Genomic DNA, 18,083 nt, shown 5'->3' with positions numbered 1-18,083 from the left:
TTAAAGACTAAAATTCTGCGTTGAGCGATTGGTTCTAAATCAAATGTAAATAAAGTGTAATATTGTCAAAAAAAGTAGAATTCGTAATGGCATCAAACCTATACAGACCTTATTTATTTATCGGATTACACATTCTTGGCTGGTTTTTATTGGGATTTATCATGTTGTTTTATATCCCCTTAACCTGGAATGTAGTGCTTCCGTCCATTTTTTGGCTTTGGCAGATTATTATCTTGGTTATGTTAATGGCTATATTTTATACTAATGCAAAAATTATAGTTCCAAAAACCATCATTAAAGACAACACTTCGCCTTTTTTATTTTGGGCTTTTATGGTCATTTTTGCGTTACAGCTTATCGCTTATGTGTATACTTCGCAAACCGATCTTCACAATAAAATTACAGCAATTTTAGGATTCAAAAAGTACCGAAATCCGTATTTTGACAATTATGTTTTCATGCTTGCACTTTTAGTTTTAGGAATAAGTACAAGCTGGGCGATGTTGCAGCATTGGCAGAAAGCAGCACAATACAAACAAAAATTGGAGCAAGACAAAACAGCTGCCGAGCTGGCAATGCTGAAAGCACAGATAAATCCGCACTTTTTCTTTAATTCGTTAAATAGTATTTATTCGTTAACATACACCGATATTGAAGATTCGAGAAATGCGCTTCATACTTTAAGCCGTATGATGCGTTATTTATTGTACAGCACAGAAGAAAGAACAACCTTATTGAAAGAAGCCGAATTTATAAAGAATTTTATTTCGTTAATGAAGCTCCGTGCCAATAAGAAATTAACGATTACGACTAATATTCCAGAAAAAATCAATGATTACCCGATTGTTCCCATGTTATTATTACCTTTAATAGAAAATGCTTTTAAACATGGTGTTCATGCTACGGATAAAAGTGAAATTCATATCAGATTAAGCCAAATTGGAAGTCACTTGGATTTTGAGGTAGAAAATACTTATTTCGAAAAAACGGCTCTGCCAGATGAAGGAGGAATTGGTTTAACGAATACAAAACGAAGACTTCAGTTGATTTATCCGCATAAACATACTCTTATATCAGGTATCACCAAAAACGGAATGTATCATGTAAAACTGCAACTAATTTTAGACTAATGATAACATTAAAATGTATAGCAGTCGACGACGAACCTCTGGCATTGAAACTGGTACAGACTTTTATTGAACAAACGCCTTTTTTGGAATTAACTGCCAGTTGTGACAATGCGGTTGAAGCCATGACTTTGATTAAGGAAAAACAGCCTGATCTTGTTTTTCTAGATATCAATATGCCCAATTTAACCGGAATGGAACTTGCCAGACTTTTGCAGGAACAACCGACACAAGTACCCAAAATTGTTTTTACAACCGCTTATAATCATTATGCGATTGAAGGTTACAAAGTAAATGCAGTCGATTATCTTTTAAAACCTTTCAGCTACGAAGAGTTTTTGCGTGCTGCCAATAAAGTACTTCAAATTACAACCGAAACTTCAACACAATTTCAGTCTGTTACAGCAGATGACGAATTTATCTTTTTAAAAGTTGAATATCAATGGGTTCGTATTTCACTTAAAGATATTTTGTACATCGAAAGTTTAAAAGATTACGTAAAAGTACATCTTGACGATTCGCAAAAAGCCATTATGTCATTGATTTCCTTAAAAGCTTTGGAAGAAAAACTGCCTTCAGCCAAATTTATGAGAGTACACCGTTCGTTTATCGTAGCGCTTGACAAAATCAATGCGATTACCAAAAATTCAATTTTAATTGGCAAAACAGAAATTACGGTTGGTGAACAATACAAAGAAACATTTAAAACCATTGTAGACAAATGGTTGAAATAAAACAGAATACAATTATCATGGAAAAAAGAGCAAACAAATATTATCTGACTTTAAGTCTTAAAGAATATGCAAATGGTGAGAAAGAACCTGCAAAAGAACTTGGAATTGAGTTTGAAAATCACGATGAAATTTTTAGCATTATTGAAAAAATAAAAAATAAAAACTTATTTGAAGATGAATCTGATGCAACACAATTTGCATTAGGTTTAAAATTATTTGGGCAAATAAAATTAAAACACCGAAAGAATCCTCTTTTTGATGAAATTAATGAAGCGTTCCCTGTCTTTATGAAAAAACTGAAAAGCTTATAAAACAAAAACATATCATAATCAAGATTCACAACACTTAACTATTTAATAACAATACATTTACCGTTAATTTATATTTCTTTGCTTAATTTGATCAAAACAAATATTATGAAATTCTTCGGTTTAAATTTCCTTATATCCTTTAAAGAATGGCTTTTTCGAAGAGCTATGCACTCATCCTTTATTCATTAATTTTCAAAATAAAGAAAATACATCTGAATGAATAAATTAGATAAGTCATTTTTAAATAAAAGCCAATTTGGTGATGACTTTTTTTGGGGTGTCTCTACTGCTGCCTTTCAAATAGAAGGAGCACATGATAAAGACGGAAAAGGCCCTTCAATATGGGATGTTTTTACCAGCCAAAAAGGCAAAATCAAAAATGGACATGTTGCCATCAATGCGTGTGACTTTTATAATTGTTATAAAGATGACATCAGTTTAATCAAAGAATTAAACATCCCTAACTTCAGATTTTCTATCAGTTGGTCTCGTATTATGCCTACTGGTCTTCATCCGGTAAACCAATCAGGAATAGATTATTACAATAAGGTAATTGACATCTTACTTGAATTAGAAATTGAACCCTGGATAACACTTTATCATTGGGATCTGCCCCAGGCTCTTGAAGCAAAGGGCGGATGGACTAACCGGGAATGCGCCTTATGGTTTTCAGATTATGCCGATGTATGTGCAAGCCATTTTGGGGATAGGGTTAAAAACTGGATGGTTATAAATGAGCCTTCAGTTTTTACAGGTGCAGGATATTTTCTGGGGATTCACGCCCCGGGGAAAAAAGGCATAAACAATTATTTAAAAGCCATACATCATGTGACAATGGCAACTGTTGCTGGTGCAAAAAAACTAAGGCAATGCATTCCGGATGCTAATATTGGTACTACGTTTTCATGCACTCATATTGAACCATTCTCTGAGAAATCAGCAGATATTAAAGCTGCAAAACGTGTTGATACCTTATTAAACAGAACTTTCATAGAACCAATTTTAGGACTTGGATATCCTCAGCAAGATCTTCCGGTTCTTAAAAAACTCAATAATTATATTCAGGGAGATGATTTAGATAATTTAGCCTTTGACTTTGATTTTATTGGTATTCAATGCTACACGAGGGAAATCGTCAAATCATCCTTACTCACTCCGTATATTGGTGCAGAATTAGTAAGCGCTGAAAAAAGAAATGTAATATCGACTGAGATGGGTTGGGAAATTTATCCTCCTGCACTTTATCATATCCTAAAAAAAATTAATTCATATGATGGAATTAAAAAGATTATAATCACCGAAAATGGAGCGGCATTTCCTGATAAAGTTACCAATGGAAAAGTATATGATATTAAACGAACCCACTATATACAAGATCATTTAGAGCAATTACTTAAAGCAAAACAAGAAGGTTGTAAAGTAGAAGGCTATTTTGTTTGGAGTCTTACTGACAACTTTGAATGGGCTGAAGGTTATAATGCAAGATTTGGATTAATTCATGTTGATTTTGAAACTCAGAAAAGAACTATTAAACACTCCGGAATTTGGTTTCGTGATTTTTTAGAAAATGGTACTAAAATTATATAATCAGGACTATAAATTATATAATACTGTAAATCTGATTGATTCTTAAATTTATTCCTTATTATTTAAATTTAAACTAAGAATGAATGGATACATCAGTACAAATTTTCTGGCTTTTTATTCTGGCTATTCCTATTGCATGCGTGAGTTGGACAGTTACGCATGAAGAAGTTTTTCGTGAACCCAGAGAGTGGTGTGTGAATCGTTCTCAAAAAGATAAGAAACTTTTTAAAAGAAAATTTTTCTATCTGTTTACCTGCGAATATTGTTTTAGCCACTATATTACATTATTTTTTATAATTCTTTGCAACTTCAGGCTTTTGTTATCAGACTGGAGAGGATACATTATTGCAGGATTCTCACTTGTGTTTGTAGCTAATGTATATATGAGTTTCTTTGCCCTTCTGAGACAGACAATTAAAAAAGAAAAAGTTGAAATTAAAAAAATTGAAACTGATACAAATGAATTTCAGGATCAGGCATAATTAGCATAAAAGAAGACTTGTATTAATCAATAGCTAAAACACTTATTTTCAATTGTTTTGAATAACAAAATCTGCTTTATCTTCCTTTTTTTGTTTAATTACTTTAAAATATTCCGATGGTGATTTTCCAGTGTGCTTTATAAAAGCTCTGAAACAGGTTGTTCTTGATTTAAATCCTGATCCCCAAGCCATACCCTCAAGAGATAAATCTTTCCACTCCGGATCATTAATCTTTTTATTAAAATATTCTATTCTCTTGAGATTTACAAAATCCTGAAAATGAAGATTAAATTCTGAATTGATCAAACCAGAAAGGTGATGTACAGATATACCGGTTTCATCTGACAAATCGCGAATTACAAAATTTTTTCTTAGAAAAAGCTGTTTGTCATTTAATACATTATTCAATTTTGTAAGATATTCTTCTTTTTTTTCCTGAGTCAGTTCCTTAATTATTTGCAGACCTTTTTTATTTTCAACTGTTTTTATCATTTGGAAGTCGTTTTTTATAAAATCCAAAGAATCAAATGACCAATTCGAATCGTAAAATAATTGTGGCCTAAAATAAAGCCATCCTACTGTAAAGATAAGTACTGATGATATTGCAACACAACATAAAAAATCTATCTTATCAAGCTTATTATCAAAAAAATAATGCAAAAAAAATGTTGAAAACAAAAACAATAGTACTAAGTTATAAATCCTTATCCAGCTTAATAGTTTTCTTTTATTAAAATGATTTTCTTTTATTTTCTTTAAATCATAGTTTAAAATCATCATGGTCTGAAAAAATGCATATAACAACCAAATCGTCAGACTCAGTATTGAAAAAGGACTCTCAACCTTATTAGAAAAAATACTGATTATCTGCAAATTGAAGGAGCCTCCAATCCATACAAAAACTGTCAGACCAAAATATATCAGGAAAGGCATAAAATGTAACCAGTCATATTTCTGAAATAATTTATCTGAAAACAAAACGCACCGGATGTATAAAAAAGCAGAAGGAGCTACCAAAAAAATAAAGGATTTGGTAATCCCAAATAAACCTGGCAAATTTTTAAATGTACTTGAAAACAAAGAAAAATTGTAGATACTCGCGACAGCCAGACTAAATAAAAATAATCCTAAGAAAAAGCTTTTTGAGTAATTGTTTTTTGAAAAAAGAACCATAAAGGAAGTGGCAAAACCAATTATTACTGCCAAAAAAAAGAAAAGTGAAAGTAAAATATCAATCATAATAGCTATTTAGTTTAATATTTTTTTAGTTTCATCCAAAACAGTTCATACCATATTGAAACAACCGTATTATAATGAGGCCTATTCTACAACAAAGATTTTCAAGATCTTTATCTTTACTATTTAACAGTTTGTCAATGTTTCTAAAATGAAGCGAATACTAATAACTCTGACGATCTTCAATTAATTATAATTTAGTTTGAATTTTGAATAGACAAAGTACTATGCTCAGTTATACTCAACAAAAAAAACATAAACACCTAAAAAACAATAAATTATAAACAATCAAAGATAAATATTTATATTTAACCTACAAGTAAAAAAGAATAAAATTCTTACTTATTTTTAATTCCAATAAATTTTGCCATACACAAATTTTTGATTTTATTAGAAAATAGTAAGAGATCATTTATTTTGAATTGACCAAATTAAAAGTTCGGGCAGATCCTTTTATGAAATTTAAATTTACATTTTATCTTTGCTAAATGAAAGAGCTGCAACCCGTAATAGATTATGTTTCGAGATACGTTGATTTAACCAATGAAGAGAAAAAGCATTTGTCTGGCTTTTTAAAGATCAGTAAAGTCAAGAAAAGACAATTTATTGTTCAGCCCGGTTTTGTCTGCAGACATAAGAGTTATGTGGTTAAAGGGGCTTTCAGAGGTTACCTGGTTGATCATGATGGAAAAGAACACACACTTTCATTTGCAATAGAAGACTGGTGGATTTCTGATTACAGCAGTCTGATATATCAGGAACCAGCCACATTGTTTGTAGAAGCTCTTGAAGATTCAGTTCTTATTCAGATCGAATACGAAGACGAGCAAAAATTTCTAAAAGAGATTCCGAAGCTTGAAAAATTTGAACGCATTATTACCCAGCGCTCATTGGCTTTTCATCAAAAAAGGCTTTTATCCAATTTAACTAAAACTGCTGAAGAACGTTATGATGAATTTATGAGCAAATATTCCGCAATTGCTCAACGCGTTCCTCAATATGCATTGGCTTCTTATTTAGGTTTCAGCACCGAATATTTAAGTAAAATACGCAATCGTAAAATTTCAAAAAGTTAAACTGGTTCAACCTTATTTCCTAAACCAGTTCATTTTTATTTCTCTTATTCTGTCCCAGTTTTGCATAGTCAATACCGACAAATAATTTAAATTAATAAAAATGAAAACTACTATTTTAATTACAGCATTTTCGCTTCTTTTTATGGCTTGCGACAGCGAAAAAAGATCAGGAGAAACTTCCGTTTCCCTTAAAAGTAAATATATCGTTACAGATTCAGGTCTTTATCCAGAAGGAATTGATTACGATTCCAAAAACAAAAAATTCTTATTTAGCTCTTTATATAAAGGAGCTATTTATGCCATGAATTCAAAAGGCGAAGTATCTTTTTTTACTACTAGCAGTAAACTCGTTTTGCCTACCGGCGTTTACACTGACGAAATTCGTAACCGACTTATAGTAGCCAATGCCGATTTGGGGATTTCACAAAAAAGCACAGAAGGAAGTGCGGGATCAGTTGCTACAGTTAGTATTTTTAATCTTACTTCGGGTGAATTAATAAAAGAAGTTAATTTAAAGAATTTTACCCCAAATGCGGGTTCCTGCCCGAATGATATTGCGGTTGATAGCAACGGGAATATTTATATTACCGATTCTTTCTCCACGATTCTATATAAACTTGATATTAATTACAATGCTTCCGTATTTAGAGAAAACACTTTATTTCAGCCCAAGCCAAATGAATTCGGTTTAAACGGAATTGTTTTTCACCCCGACGGCTATTTACTGGTGGTTAAAACAGATACTTCTAAATTGCTAAAAATATCGCTTACTGATCCTAAAAACATTACAGAAGTAACAGGAATAGCATTTAATGCTCCTGACGGAATAGAATTAGACAAAAACAACAATTTAGTTATTGTAGAAAATGGTTTAGGATTAGGTAAAACATATACTTTTAGCAGCACAAACAATTGGTCGAGTGCATCTAAAATAAGTGAAACCAACATTGGAAAAGATGAATTTCCAACCACTGCTGCTTTGGCTTCTGACGGCAATGTATATGTTATTAGCTCTAAACTAGGTAAATTATTGTCAGGAGATAAGAGCCAGTCAACTTATGCCATTCAAAGGGTAAATTAAGTTTTTTTGTTTCAGGTTTCAGGTTTCACGTTACTATATCGTAAATCTTGAAACCTGAAATTACTTTTTCAAAACTAAATTCCCCGCATTTAAACCATTGGCTGTAGCCGATAAAACTACTTCATTGGCATTTTCGTCTTTTTGGATAATAATCTGAGCATATCCGTTAAAAAGCTTTCTTTTCCAACCTTCAGACGGAGTAATTACCTGAATAATTCCCGGATCAGTATTCATCACATCCCATTCTTTTATTTTTTGTAAAGGCGTTGCAATAATCTGAATGGTATTTATTCCCTGCATTAAAACATTGCTATTTAAAACATACTTTTGATCATCTTCTGCACTGGCAGCAATTTTATTTCCGTTTACAAAAACAACTACATCTGTGCCTATTTTTTTATAAAAGAAATTCACAGTATTTGATTTTTGATCGTTTCTTAATTCAAATTTACCGCGATACACATAAGCCGGAGCCTGATTTTTATAATCACGGTCTTTAAAGGCTTCTTTCCAGCTGTTATTATCAGAATATGATAGATTTGTAGTATTAGTACTTGTTGAAGCTAATTTCTTTTCCTCAAAATTCGTAATCGGTACAAGTTCTACAACATCAATAAATTGGTCTTTTTCTAAAGAAGTCGGATTGCCATTTCCAACACCTAGAATCTTTCCTCCTTTTACTGAAAATGTAATTTCATGATTCGCTGTTGGTACATGTAATCCCTTTTTGTCTGTAGTTTCAACCGTCACAACTACTACATTTCCATTAGGCTGATTTTCTTTATCAGCAGAAAGCTTTATACTTTGAGCAATCTCAGTAGTTTTTCGAATCTCCGAAAGTACTTTTTTACCGTTTTTATATCCTGTGGCTTGAAGAATTCCCGATGCATATTTTACTTTCCATTCTAAATGGCTGTTTTGCTCCATTTTCTTTTTACCGAGACTTTTTTTGTTCAGAAAAAGTTCGACTTCATCACAATTTGAATGTACCCATACATCGATTTCTTTACCTTCCATTCCACTCCAGTTCCAGTGTGGCACAATGTGTAAAACCGGTTCTTTTCTCCACCATGATTTCAGGTAAAATAGATTGTCTTTTGGGAAACCGCAAACATCCATCATTCCAAAATAAGACGAAACCGATGGCCATCCGTAAGGCGTAGGTTCGCCACGATAATCAAAACCTGTCCAGATAAACATTCCGGCTAAATAGGATCTTTCGGCATAAAACTTCCATCCCTCTTCAATGCTGTAAAATGTCGGTCGCGGTTTTTTGTCGTAAGCACTTTTATAATGTTTGGCTTCGTCATCAAAATATATACCTCGTGTTGCAAACGTAGAACCCTCTTCTGTTCCCATTCCCGGCTGTTCTTTGAATTGATTTCGATGCGCATCGATATCTCCATTCCCCAGATAATTATAGCCCATAATTTCAACCACTGACGATATTCCGCTTTTAAAACCGCTGCTTATTCCAACCGTAACAGGTCTTGTCGAATCAATACTTTTTGTAAATCCCTGCATAATATTCGTAATACGTTCGCCAACAATACCGCCTTCAATATTCCATTCTTCATTTCCAACCGACCAGCAAAAAATACTCGGATGATTGCGGTCTCGTTCAATCATTCGCTTCAAATCATTTAGATGATAATCGTTAATTCCCATCAAACGGGTTTCGTCAATAACCAACATGCCAAGTTTGTCACAGGCGTCAAGCAATTCTGGTGTAGGCGGGTGATGAGAACAACGATAGGCATTCGAACCCATTTCTTTCAGTTTTTTGATTCGGTAATATTGCAGTTCATCCGGCAAAGCTGTTCCAATTCCGGCATGATCCTGATGATTGTTCGTTCCTTTTAATTTTACAGGTTTTCCGTTAAGGAAGAATCCTTTCTCAGCATCAAACCGAATTGTGCGGATTCCGAAAGAAGTTTCATAGCGGTCAATTAATTTGCCTTCCTGTTTAATTTCAGTTATCAAGCGATATAAATTCGGATTTTCGATATCCCATAATAATGGATTATTGACTTGTAATTTCGAACTGTAATTGGACGTTTTATAAAAATCCGGAGCAATAACATTTTGGGAAATGTTTGTAATTTGTTTTCCTTCAGCATCTAAAATACTTTGTAGAATTTCAATTTGACCTTTATAATTCCCTTTATTTTCAACAGAGACTTCAGCGGTAACTTCAGCATTGTTTTCTTTTATTTCGGAGGTTACATAAGTCCCATTTGCAATGACATGAATTGGATTTGTTTTCTTGAGATATACATGTCTGTAAATTCCTGCGCCTTCATAAAACCAGCCTTCTTCCATCGAAGCATCAACGCGCACAACAATCGTATTTTCTCCGCCATAATTTATATAAGCGGTAACATCATATTCAAATCCGTTATAGCCGCTTTCTTCAGTTCCGAGATAATAGCCATTGAAAAACACTTTTGAATTTCTAAAAACCCCATCAAATTTTAAAGAGATAATTCGCCCCTTATCACTTTCAGGAATATTGATTTTTTTTCGATACCAGCCGATACTTTTTTCAGGAAAACCTTTTCCGGTGGTTTTAAATCCATGGCTGAAACTGCCTTCGTTACTAAAAGCCTGCTCCACTGCCCAATCGTGCGGAAGATCTAATTTTCGCCACGCACGATCATCAAAATTTTGAGCTGCAGGGCCATCTCCGTATCCGGTTTTGGTTAAATAGGAAAAATATCCTGTCGCATGATTAAAATCTTTATGAGTATCATATAAATGACCAAACGAAAAACGCCAGTCTTTGTCAATTAAGATTAAATCTCTTTCAGTTTGTTTTTGTGCTGAAATACAAAAAGATATTGAAAATACTAAAAAGAGAAAAAATCGACTAAGAGCAATAGATTTCATAAATAATTCCGGTTAATTTGATAGTTGTGTAAAGTTTATAAATATATCCTTTTTGGATTACCGGAATCAATAGTATTTTATCAAAGTTTAATGAATTTTAGTGATTAAAACGACACCATTTCTTTTTTTGCAATAATTTTTCAAGAAGCTAATTCCCGCTATCCGTTGCAAACGTAGTTCACTGAACTCAAAATTTAAAATAGACATATAGTGAAGTATTCTTTTATGGTCACCCCGACACAAAAGGATTTTCACTTCTATTGGGGCTAGGACAATTGTTTCCATAAGAACATTTACAGAAATGACAATATTACGTATTATTTAAAGGATTAAGAGCCTGTTTAAATTTTATTCAATAAATGTTTAATAGCGGCTAATTTGACCAGGTTTTCAGCAGAATCAATTAATAGTTCATAATTTCTGCATAATCTTCTATCGTTGTCAAACCATGCAAATGTTCTCTCTACCACCCATCTTTTGTGTATAGGCTTGAAGCCTGATTTTTTATCATCCGACCTCATAACTACTTGAATTATATAGCCAAAATTGTTTTTAATTTGTTCTATAATTTCACCTCTATAGCCTCCATCGGCAAGGATAACTTTTACAGAACAAAGTAAATCCTTTAGGGTTCTGATCAATAAAAATACTGCTTTGCTATCATGAATACTCGCTACCGTTACCATAATGGCTAATAAAAAGCCATTTTTATCAACGACAACGTGTCGTTTTATACCTTTTATTTTTTTATTTCCATCAAAACTTTTTAAAGAACGATTATTTCCCCAACGAACGCTTTGGCTATCCATTATTCCTAAACTGGGTTCTGCATTTTGTCCTTTTTTACTACGGACTCCTTCTCTTAACTTAGAAAGTAATAAATCAAAATAATCTAAATCAGCCCATTTTGAATAGTAATAATAAACAAGCTGCCATTTTGGAAAATTACTAGGTAGCATTCGCCACTGACAACCACTCTTAATAAGGTAGTTGATCGCATTCCAGATGAAACGCAAGCTGTGTTTACGTTTTCTATCACCTAATTCTAATGTTTTTTTTATAAATTGCCACTGAGTTTCTGTTAAATCGGTTGGATACATCTTATTTGTAGTTTGGTAGCACAAAAAGAATAATTCCAATCGGTTTCTTTAACTCATAAAGACTTTTTTTTTTACATTTTTAAACAGGCTCTAAAATTCGTTGAAAACGGATAGAATACAAAAGATTATTCTCTAACAAATGAAATATCATCAATTTGACAAGAAGCATTTGCAGTACCATCAGCCAGAAAACCAATCTCTACTTTTCCTAACTTAACAGCTATATTTTTTATGATTATAGTTTTCCATGAAGCATTTTCTTCTTTTAGATTGTATGTTAGTCTTTTACCATTACTTAAAGCATACATTGTTAAGTTTGCAAAACCTCTCGTATTTCTAACTTTGGCTGTAAGCGTATATAATCCGTCTTCTAATTTCACGTAAGGTGAAGAAGTTATCGTTTGAAACGTTTTTCTTTTAAAATTAATCTTATCGGTAATATTTAGGCTTTTTTCACCAATTACGATCTTTCTGTCACTTTCGGAATTAAAATAATTGATTACCGGAGAAGTTAAAGTATCCAGACTAATTTTATTCCCCTCAATGATCTCATTCGTCCAGCCTGTCAATTCTGTTTGCACGGGTTTAACAAGACTTGGAATATGTCTCCGATCCGCTTCAAAGCTGCCGTTTTTGACATAATTATTATCCTTAGCTACTTTCCATTCGCCTGTTTTAGCATCAATATTCCAAGAGTTAAGTGAATTGAAATAAGGTGTTTTTCCATCAAAAGACATCGGACACCATTGGTTAAACCCTAAACCATTCCCAGCAAAATTAGCCCAGCGATCGCCACAATATACTATGGTTTCCTGCTTGCTTCCTTTTACAGAAAAGAAAAAACCAGTTTGTGAGATATGGGCAAAATCATCAGAAGAACCGTTTGTTATCAGCATATCATTTGTAGGTAAATAAGGCCCTCTGATATCATCGGCAACTAAATAATAGGCAAATGAAGCATCCCATCCATAAATATTGGAAGCATACATATAGTACTTGTTTTGGTATTTGAACATGCAATTTCCTTCACGACTTTCCCCTTTAAAAATCTGCGTACAGTCCAGAAGATTTACTTTTCCTTCTTTTACTCCAATTTCAGAAACATATATTTTGTTTCGTCCTTTACCGTAAGAATAAATTAAATAGGACTTTCCGGTATCTTCGTCACTAAATACGGTTTGATCGCCAGTATTAGTGGTTCCGATCATTTTCTCCATATTTATTTTCTGATGCCAGGTAAATTGCCCTGTTGGAGAATCTGAAATCATGATCAATACTTCAGTATCATGCTGAACAAACATGGCATATTTATTCAGCTCTTTCACATAAGCAACTCCTAAACGGCCAACCCAGGTTTTACCGGACTTATTCACATCGTCTTTGGTTACTACATCTCCTTCAAAAGTCCAATTCACTAAATCAACTGAACTGTAACAGGTAACTGATTTAAAAGTAGCATTGGGTAAAGTAATATGTGGAGCATTTCTATACATATTCGCTTCTTCATACTGAACACCATACCAATAATATTTTTGCACTCCATCAACCGGCTTAGAAAATTTAAAAACACCTCCACCCTGACTATTTAATGGCTGTCCGTCTTTTGTATTCCAGAAAACATCATTTTTGATATTACCACTCTGTGCATTAACATTACTGATAATACTTGTACTAAAAATTGAAGCCAACATCAAAAACGATATTATAGCAGTATGTGATTTTTTAACTTTCATGTTCCTAAATTTTTTAATGTATTAAATACAAAAAAGTCATATGAATTCATCTAAACCAGAGATTTTCCTACTCTTTAAATGCACTCATATGACTTATACTTCTTTGAAATTTATAATATTTCAGTCAATATTTTTCTGGACTACGATGTTACCAGCAGTTTTAATATTCATAAACATCTATTAATTTTATATTCCGTGGAATTTTCAATGAATCTAATTTCATTAGGAATTGCGAGTAGCTTAATTTTTTTAAAATTTGCTTTTTATCAGAATCAATTATCCAATAATCATATCGGTCTTTATCAGAAGTTTTATTATCATCAATGTTGTCATAAGTTTTTTCATCTTCCGATTCAAGACGTTGAGCAATAATATAATTTTCAAAAACATTCAATTTAACCACCTTCAAAGGAATTATTTCTTCATCGTCACTCCAACCTTCTTTAGGAGAAATACATATATCTTCAGAGGAAGCTCTATTGAGAGTATAATTATCTGTCAATGGTTTTTCAAAATCCTGAATTCCAGGCCCGCAACTTTGAATTAAAAATAGTAGAAATACTGACAGTAATAAATAATTCGTTCTTATCATATTGGCTTTTTAATCAACCATTTATAAATTATTTTCTATAACTAAAATAATCAAATACTTGCGAAATAAAATTTACAGCGATCGAATAATCCCTTCTTCAAGCCCTCTCAACTCGGCTAAACCTCTTAATCTTCCAATCGCAGAATAACCCGGATTGTTTACTTTTCCTAGATCATCCAGCATTTGATGTCCGTGGTCAGGACGGAACGGAATTGAAACATTATGCTTTTTCTGAATCAGCAATAATTCTTTCATTACAGCATACATATCTGTATTTCCATCTAAATGATCAGCTTCAAAGAAATTTCCTTCTTCATCACTACGAACATTTCTCAGGTGAATAAAATGAATTTTATCATCTAACTTTTTGACCATTTCCGGTAAGTCATTCGTTTCCTTAGCTCCTAAAGAACCAGTGCAAAAACAAATTCCGTTTGATTTATAAGGAGCATTTGAAAGAATAAAATTATAATCTTCCATTGAATTTACTATACGAGGCAATCCTAAAATATCAAAAGGAGGATCATCCGGATGAATGGCTAATTTTACTCCAACTTCATCAGCAACAGGACAAATTTCGTTTAGAAAATAACTCAAATTGCTTCTTAACGCATCTCTGTCAATATTGTCATAAGCTTTCAAAGCATTACGCATCCATTCAACCGTAATCTTTTTTTCGCCAGGAATCCCGAACATTACCGTATCTGCTATTTCTTGTAATCGTTGCTCTGTAATCGTTGCAAAACGTTCCTTAGCTTTGGTTACAATATTTTCAGGAAAACTATTTTCGGCATTTTCTCTTTTTAAAATATAAATATCAAAAATCGCCAGATCTACCCAGTTGAAATACAAAGCTTCAGAACCATCGGGCATTTTATAATCTAATTGTGTTCTTGTCCAGTCATTTACAGGCATGAAATTATAGGTAATAATTTTGATGCCACAAGCTGCAACGTTACGGATGCTTTGCTTGTATTTGTCTATATATTCCTTAAAATTACCGCTTTTTGTTTTAATATTTTCGTGAACCGTAATACTTTCCACAACATCCCATGTCAGGCCGTATGCTTCAACTTCAGCTTTTCTTTTATTGATTTCTTCAACTGTCCATACATCTCCGTGAGGAACGTGGTGCAGAGCCGTTACAATTCCGGTAGCGCCGGTTTGTTTTATATGCTGTAAACTTACCGGGTCATTTGGTCCGAACCATCTCCAGGTTTGTATCATTCTGTTCATACTTTCTTTCTTAAAAATTATACACCACTAAAAATTGTAAAACCACCATCTATAGTTACTCTTGAACCGGTAGCAAATTTTGAAGAGTCGCTTAACAGCCAAATTAAAGCTCCAATTAATTCGTCAGGATTTCCAAAACGCTTGTAAGGTGTATTTGCTATGATTAAATTGCCTCTCTCTGTTAAACTTCCATCAGGATTAGTCAATAATGTGCGGTTTTGCTCTGTTAAGAAAAATCCGGGAACTATAGAATTCATTCTGATTTTATCCCCATATCGTTTTGCCAGTTCCACAGAAAACCATTTGGTGTAAGAGTCAATAGCTGATTTAGCCAGACTGTATCCCAAAACTTTCGTAACAGCCTGTTCTGTTGCTACAGATGAAATGTTTACGATGCTACCAATACTTTCATTATTTTTGATTACTTCACCAAAAATCTGAGTAGGCAAAAGTGTTCCGAATAAATTCAGGTTCATCACTTTTTGTAAAGCATCCATATTTAGTTTAAAAATATCCTGATCTGACTGAATAACAGCATCCGGCATATTTCCACCAGCAGCGTTTACCAAACCATCAATTTTTCCGTATTTTAAAAGAACAAGATCACGTGCTTTTATCAGATCACTTTCAACCGTTACATCGGCAATTAGGGCTATTGCCTCTCCTCCATTTTTAACAATCGATTCAACTCTCTCATTGGCTACTTTTTCGTTTCGTCCCAAAACACCAACAATACCACCTGCTGCAGCTATACCGTTAACAAAGGCTTCACCTAGAACTCCGGTTGCCCCCGTAACAATGATTACTTTTCCTTCTAATGTAAAATCTGTTTTCAATTTTTTATAATTTTTTTAGTTTTTTAATCCAGCAAAAATACAATTAATCCTCTTGCGCCGTGTGCGCCCAACACTAAAGATTGTTCAATATCTGCTGTTTTTGAAGGTCCTGCAATAAAAGTCCCAAAACCGTACTCCAGATTATCAATTTTTTTGTAAGCTTGGTGCATCATTGGCAATATGTCAATTCTATTAACGACAATAGCTAAATATTGCGCAATAAAAGGAGCAACTCGCTGTCCTAATAAATCATCTGTTACCCAGAGTGCACTGTTTTCTGCAACACCAAAATGAGCTTTTACAATTGCTAATTCAACATCTTGGAGTGTATGAGGATCATCATTTTTCCAATCCAGCGAAGCTACTTCAGCAAGTTCGGGAATGGTTGTAATTATTCTTTTGTCAAGCGCATAATTATTTCTGATAAAATCTAAAATTTCACTATAGTTAGCCACTTCAACACTTTCTCCACCAATGTTTTTCAAAACTGTTTTATAGGTTTCCAAAATATTCGGGTTTTCTGACCCCAGAACTTCTAAATCAGGCAAATCAGTCACAAAATCGGGCTGATTTTGTTTTATCTTTTTTAATATTTCAGCTTTACTGCTCATTATTCTTAGCTTTAGATTCACGTGAATTTTTCTTATACCATTCTCTAAAAGACTCTTCGGGAACAGCTGGCATTTCACGCTGGTCATACCATTTGTTCATCTTATTATTTACTACCGAAGGAACATTTTTCATCATGAATCTTCCTGATTTACCCGCGATATTGAAAATCGTTGGATTTGCCAAAACAGTTGCCATCGTTTTCATCGCTACTGTTTTGGCAGTTGGCGTATGACCCTCTTTAACCAATACCTGGCGCCACTTATACAATTGATCGTGAATATCGATTTTTACAGGACACACATTCGTACAAGAGCCACAAAGTGTACTGGCAAAAGGTAAATCAGCATTTTTGCTCATGTCAAGATTAGGAGCTAAAATAGAACCTATTGGTCCTGCAACCGCATTATGATAACTATGACCGCCACTTCGTCTGTAAACAGGACAAGTATTCATACAAGCTCCGCAACGGATACATTTTAAAGAATTTCTGAAATCTTCTCTTCCTAATTGTGTGCTTCTGCCGTTATCCACAATAACAATATGCATTTCTTGTCCATCTCTTGGTTTTTTAAAATGGCTTGAAAAAGTCGTAATAGGCTGTCCTGTTGCACTTCTGGCTAATAATCTTAAAAAAACACCAAGATGTTTACGCTGCGGAATCAGTTTTTCGAATCCCATGCAGGCGATGTGTACGTCTGCAAGGTGCGCACCCATATCAGCATTTCCTTCATTCGTGCATACTACGAATTCTCCGGTTTCTGCAATAGCAAAATTTACCCCGGTTAAAGCAACTTTTCGGGTTAAGAACGTGTTTCTTAAACTTTGGCGTGCAGATTCGGTTAAATATTGCGGATCAAAATTACCTTTTTCAGTCCCCAAATGTTCATGAAAAGTTTCACTTACATCTTCTTTTTTAAGGTGAATTGCCGGTAAAACGATATGACTAGGTGGTTCTTTACGAAGCTGAACTATGTATTCTCCTAAGTCAGAATCGATAACTTCGATACCTTTTTCTGCCAGATAATCATTCAAATGGCATTCTTCGGTAAGCATTGACTTCGACTTTACCATTTGCTTCACATCGTGTTTCGCCATTATAGCATGTACGATTTCATTATGCTCTTTTGCATCGGCTGCCCAGTGAACAGTAATTCCGTTTTTTTGAGCATTTGCTTCAAATTCAATCAAATAATCATGAATATTGGAGAGTACATTATGTTTAATTTGTGAAGCCGTTTCCCGTAGCTGTTCCCAACCTGGAATCTGGTGTGCGGCCCTGTCACGTTTTTCACGAACAAACCAAAGTGTTTCATCATGCCAGTTAACCCGTTCAGCATCTTTGTTGAAACGTGTTGCGGCTTCGCTATGTGGTATTGTTTTTTCTGAAGACATTTTTTTAATAATTTTGGAAGAATTAAATTTAGCAATGGATAACAGTTGTGAAGTAATTA

Annotated in this window: 16 protein-coding genes; 7 read left to right on the top strand and 9 right to left on the bottom strand. The window is 33.5% G+C overall.

Annotated features, from left to right (window positions below):
* The first annotated feature begins 86 nt into the window (after positions 1-86).
* The 5 genes from ACNC7R_RS10775 (at position 87) to ACNC7R_RS10755 (ending at position 4,241) form a co-directional block, all read left to right on the top strand.
* Positions 87-1,130 carry a sensor histidine kinase gene (locus ACNC7R_RS10775; protein ID WP_417941093.1) on the top strand — a complete coding sequence of 348 codons (1,044 nt, stop codon included), beginning with the start codon at positions 87-89 and terminating at the stop codon, positions 1,128-1,130.
* Entirely contained in the window at positions 1,130-1,861 is a 732-nt protein-coding gene (locus ACNC7R_RS10770; protein ID WP_417941092.1) for a LytR/AlgR family response regulator transcription factor, read from the top strand. The genes ACNC7R_RS10775 and ACNC7R_RS10770 overlap by 1 nt, the downstream gene beginning before the upstream one ends.
* Positions 1,849-2,172 carry a DUF3861 domain-containing protein gene (locus ACNC7R_RS10765; RefSeq protein ID WP_417941091.1) on the top strand — a complete coding sequence of 108 codons (324 nt, stop codon included), beginning with the start codon at positions 1,849-1,851 and terminating at the stop codon, positions 2,170-2,172. Before ACNC7R_RS10770 ends, ACNC7R_RS10765 begins: the two co-directional genes overlap by 13 nt.
* Positions 2,173-2,388: 216 nt before the next feature.
* On the top strand, positions 2,389-3,759 hold the full coding sequence (locus ACNC7R_RS10760; protein ID WP_417941090.1) for a GH1 family beta-glucosidase: 1,371 nt from the start codon (positions 2,389-2,391) through the stop codon (positions 3,757-3,759).
* Between the two features lie 83 nt (positions 3,760-3,842).
* Complete coding sequence (locus ACNC7R_RS10755; RefSeq protein ID WP_417941089.1) at positions 3,843-4,241, top strand: hypothetical protein; 399 nt, start codon at positions 3,843-3,845, stop codon at positions 4,239-4,241.
* 48 nt (positions 4,242-4,289) lie between these two features.
* Here ACNC7R_RS10755 and ACNC7R_RS10750 read toward each other — a convergent pair whose 3' ends face one another.
* The gene (locus tag ACNC7R_RS10750) at positions 4,290-4,733 is read right to left on the bottom strand and encodes a helix-turn-helix domain-containing protein (protein WP_417941088.1); all 444 of its coding nucleotides are present in this window, start codon (positions 4,731-4,733) and stop codon (positions 4,290-4,292) included.
* Between the two features lie 1,232 nt (positions 4,734-5,965).
* On the opposite strand from ACNC7R_RS10750, the gene ACNC7R_RS10745 reads away from it, so the two are divergent.
* On the top strand, positions 5,966-6,553 hold the full coding sequence (locus ACNC7R_RS10745) for a Crp/Fnr family transcriptional regulator (RefSeq protein WP_417941087.1): 588 nt from the start codon (positions 5,966-5,968) through the stop codon (positions 6,551-6,553).
* A 100-nt stretch (positions 6,554-6,653) separates the two neighbouring features.
* A complete protein-coding gene (locus tag ACNC7R_RS10740; protein WP_417941086.1) occupies positions 6,654-7,634 on the top strand; it encodes an SMP-30/gluconolactonase/LRE family protein in 981 nt (326 codons plus the stop codon).
* A 60-nt stretch (positions 7,635-7,694) separates the two neighbouring features.
* Here the strand turns inward: ACNC7R_RS10740 and galA are convergent, their stop codons facing one another.
* From galA to ACNC7R_RS10700, 8 genes are all read right to left on the bottom strand, one after another.
* Complete coding sequence (galA, locus tag ACNC7R_RS10735; RefSeq protein WP_417941085.1) at positions 7,695-10,523, bottom strand: beta-galactosidase GalA; 2,829 nt, start codon at positions 10,521-10,523, stop codon at positions 7,695-7,697.
* Between the two features lie 341 nt (positions 10,524-10,864).
* On the bottom strand, positions 10,865-11,623 hold the full coding sequence (locus ACNC7R_RS10730) for an IS5 family transposase (protein WP_417941084.1): 759 nt from the start codon (positions 11,621-11,623) through the stop codon (positions 10,865-10,867).
* A 125-nt stretch (positions 11,624-11,748) separates the two neighbouring features.
* Positions 11,749-13,356, bottom strand: coding sequence for a family 43 glycosylhydrolase (locus ACNC7R_RS10725; protein ID WP_417941083.1), 1,608 nt, complete (start codon positions 13,354-13,356; stop codon positions 11,749-11,751).
* Positions 13,357-13,516: 160 nt separating this feature from the next.
* Positions 13,517-13,948: a DUF3997 domain-containing protein gene (locus ACNC7R_RS10720; RefSeq protein ID WP_417941082.1), complete on the bottom strand. Its 432-nt coding sequence runs from the start codon at positions 13,946-13,948 to the stop codon at positions 13,517-13,519.
* Positions 13,949-14,020: 72 nt separating this feature from the next.
* Complete coding sequence (gene uxuA / locus ACNC7R_RS10715) at positions 14,021-15,175, bottom strand: mannonate dehydratase (RefSeq protein WP_417943165.1); 1,155 nt, start codon at positions 15,173-15,175, stop codon at positions 14,021-14,023.
* Positions 15,176-15,201: 26 nt separating this feature from the next.
* Entirely contained in the window at positions 15,202-16,020 is an 819-nt protein-coding gene (locus ACNC7R_RS10710; RefSeq protein WP_417941081.1) for an SDR family oxidoreductase, read from the bottom strand.
* A gap of 23 nt (positions 16,021-16,043) precedes the next feature.
* Entirely contained in the window at positions 16,044-16,631 is a 588-nt protein-coding gene (locus tag ACNC7R_RS10705) for a LutC/YkgG family protein (RefSeq protein WP_417941080.1), read from the bottom strand.
* A complete protein-coding gene (locus ACNC7R_RS10700; RefSeq protein ID WP_417941079.1) occupies positions 16,621-18,024 on the bottom strand; it encodes a lactate utilization protein B in 1,404 nt (467 codons plus the stop codon). Before ACNC7R_RS10700 ends, ACNC7R_RS10705 begins: the two co-directional genes overlap by 11 nt.
* Between the last annotated feature and the right edge of the window lie 59 nt (positions 18,025-18,083).

Source organism: Flavobacterium adiutor, from assembly GCF_048282555.1.
Taxonomy (GTDB): domain Bacteria; phylum Bacteroidota; class Bacteroidia; order Flavobacteriales; family Flavobacteriaceae; genus Flavobacterium.
The sequence above is the reverse complement of the archived record's forward strand: the minus strand, read 5'-3'. Positions and strand labels throughout refer to the sequence as shown.

Excerpts from the sequence above, each read along its gene's own strand:
- uxuA (WP_417943165.1), bottom strand. The coding sequence starts at position 15,175 with ATGATACAAACCTGGAGATGGTTCGGACCAAATGACCCGGTAAGTTTA.
- ACNC7R_RS10705 (WP_417941080.1), bottom strand. The coding sequence starts at position 16,631 with ATGAGCAGTAAAGCTGAAATATTAAAAAAGATAAAACAAAATCAGCCC.
- galA (WP_417941085.1), bottom strand. The coding sequence starts at position 10,523 with ATGAAATCTATTGCTCTTAGTCGATTTTTTCTCTTTTTAGTATTTTCA.
- ACNC7R_RS10725 (WP_417941083.1), bottom strand. The coding sequence starts at position 13,356 with ATGAAAGTTAAAAAATCACATACTGCTATAATATCGTTTTTGATGTTG.
- ACNC7R_RS10700 (WP_417941079.1), bottom strand. The coding sequence starts at position 18,024 with ATGTCTTCAGAAAAAACAATACCACATAGCGAAGCCGCAACACGTTTC.
- ACNC7R_RS10755 (WP_417941089.1), top strand. The coding sequence starts at position 3,843 with ATGGATACATCAGTACAAATTTTCTGGCTTTTTATTCTGGCTATTCCT.
- ACNC7R_RS10730 (WP_417941084.1), bottom strand. The coding sequence starts at position 11,623 with ATGTATCCAACCGATTTAACAGAAACTCAGTGGCAATTTATAAAAAAA.
- ACNC7R_RS10745 (WP_417941087.1), top strand. The coding sequence starts at position 5,966 with ATGAAAGAGCTGCAACCCGTAATAGATTATGTTTCGAGATACGTTGAT.
- ACNC7R_RS10770 (WP_417941092.1), top strand. The coding sequence starts at position 1,130 with ATGATAACATTAAAATGTATAGCAGTCGACGACGAACCTCTGGCATTG.
- ACNC7R_RS10765 (WP_417941091.1), top strand. The coding sequence starts at position 1,849 with ATGGTTGAAATAAAACAGAATACAATTATCATGGAAAAAAGAGCAAAC.
- ACNC7R_RS10720 (WP_417941082.1), bottom strand. The coding sequence starts at position 13,948 with ATGATAAGAACGAATTATTTATTACTGTCAGTATTTCTACTATTTTTA.
- ACNC7R_RS10750 (WP_417941088.1), bottom strand. The coding sequence starts at position 4,733 with ATGATAAAAACAGTTGAAAATAAAAAAGGTCTGCAAATAATTAAGGAA.
- ACNC7R_RS10760 (WP_417941090.1), top strand. The coding sequence starts at position 2,389 with ATGAATAAATTAGATAAGTCATTTTTAAATAAAAGCCAATTTGGTGAT.
- ACNC7R_RS10775 (WP_417941093.1), top strand. The coding sequence starts at position 87 with ATGGCATCAAACCTATACAGACCTTATTTATTTATCGGATTACACATT.
- ACNC7R_RS10740 (WP_417941086.1), top strand. The coding sequence starts at position 6,654 with ATGAAAACTACTATTTTAATTACAGCATTTTCGCTTCTTTTTATGGCT.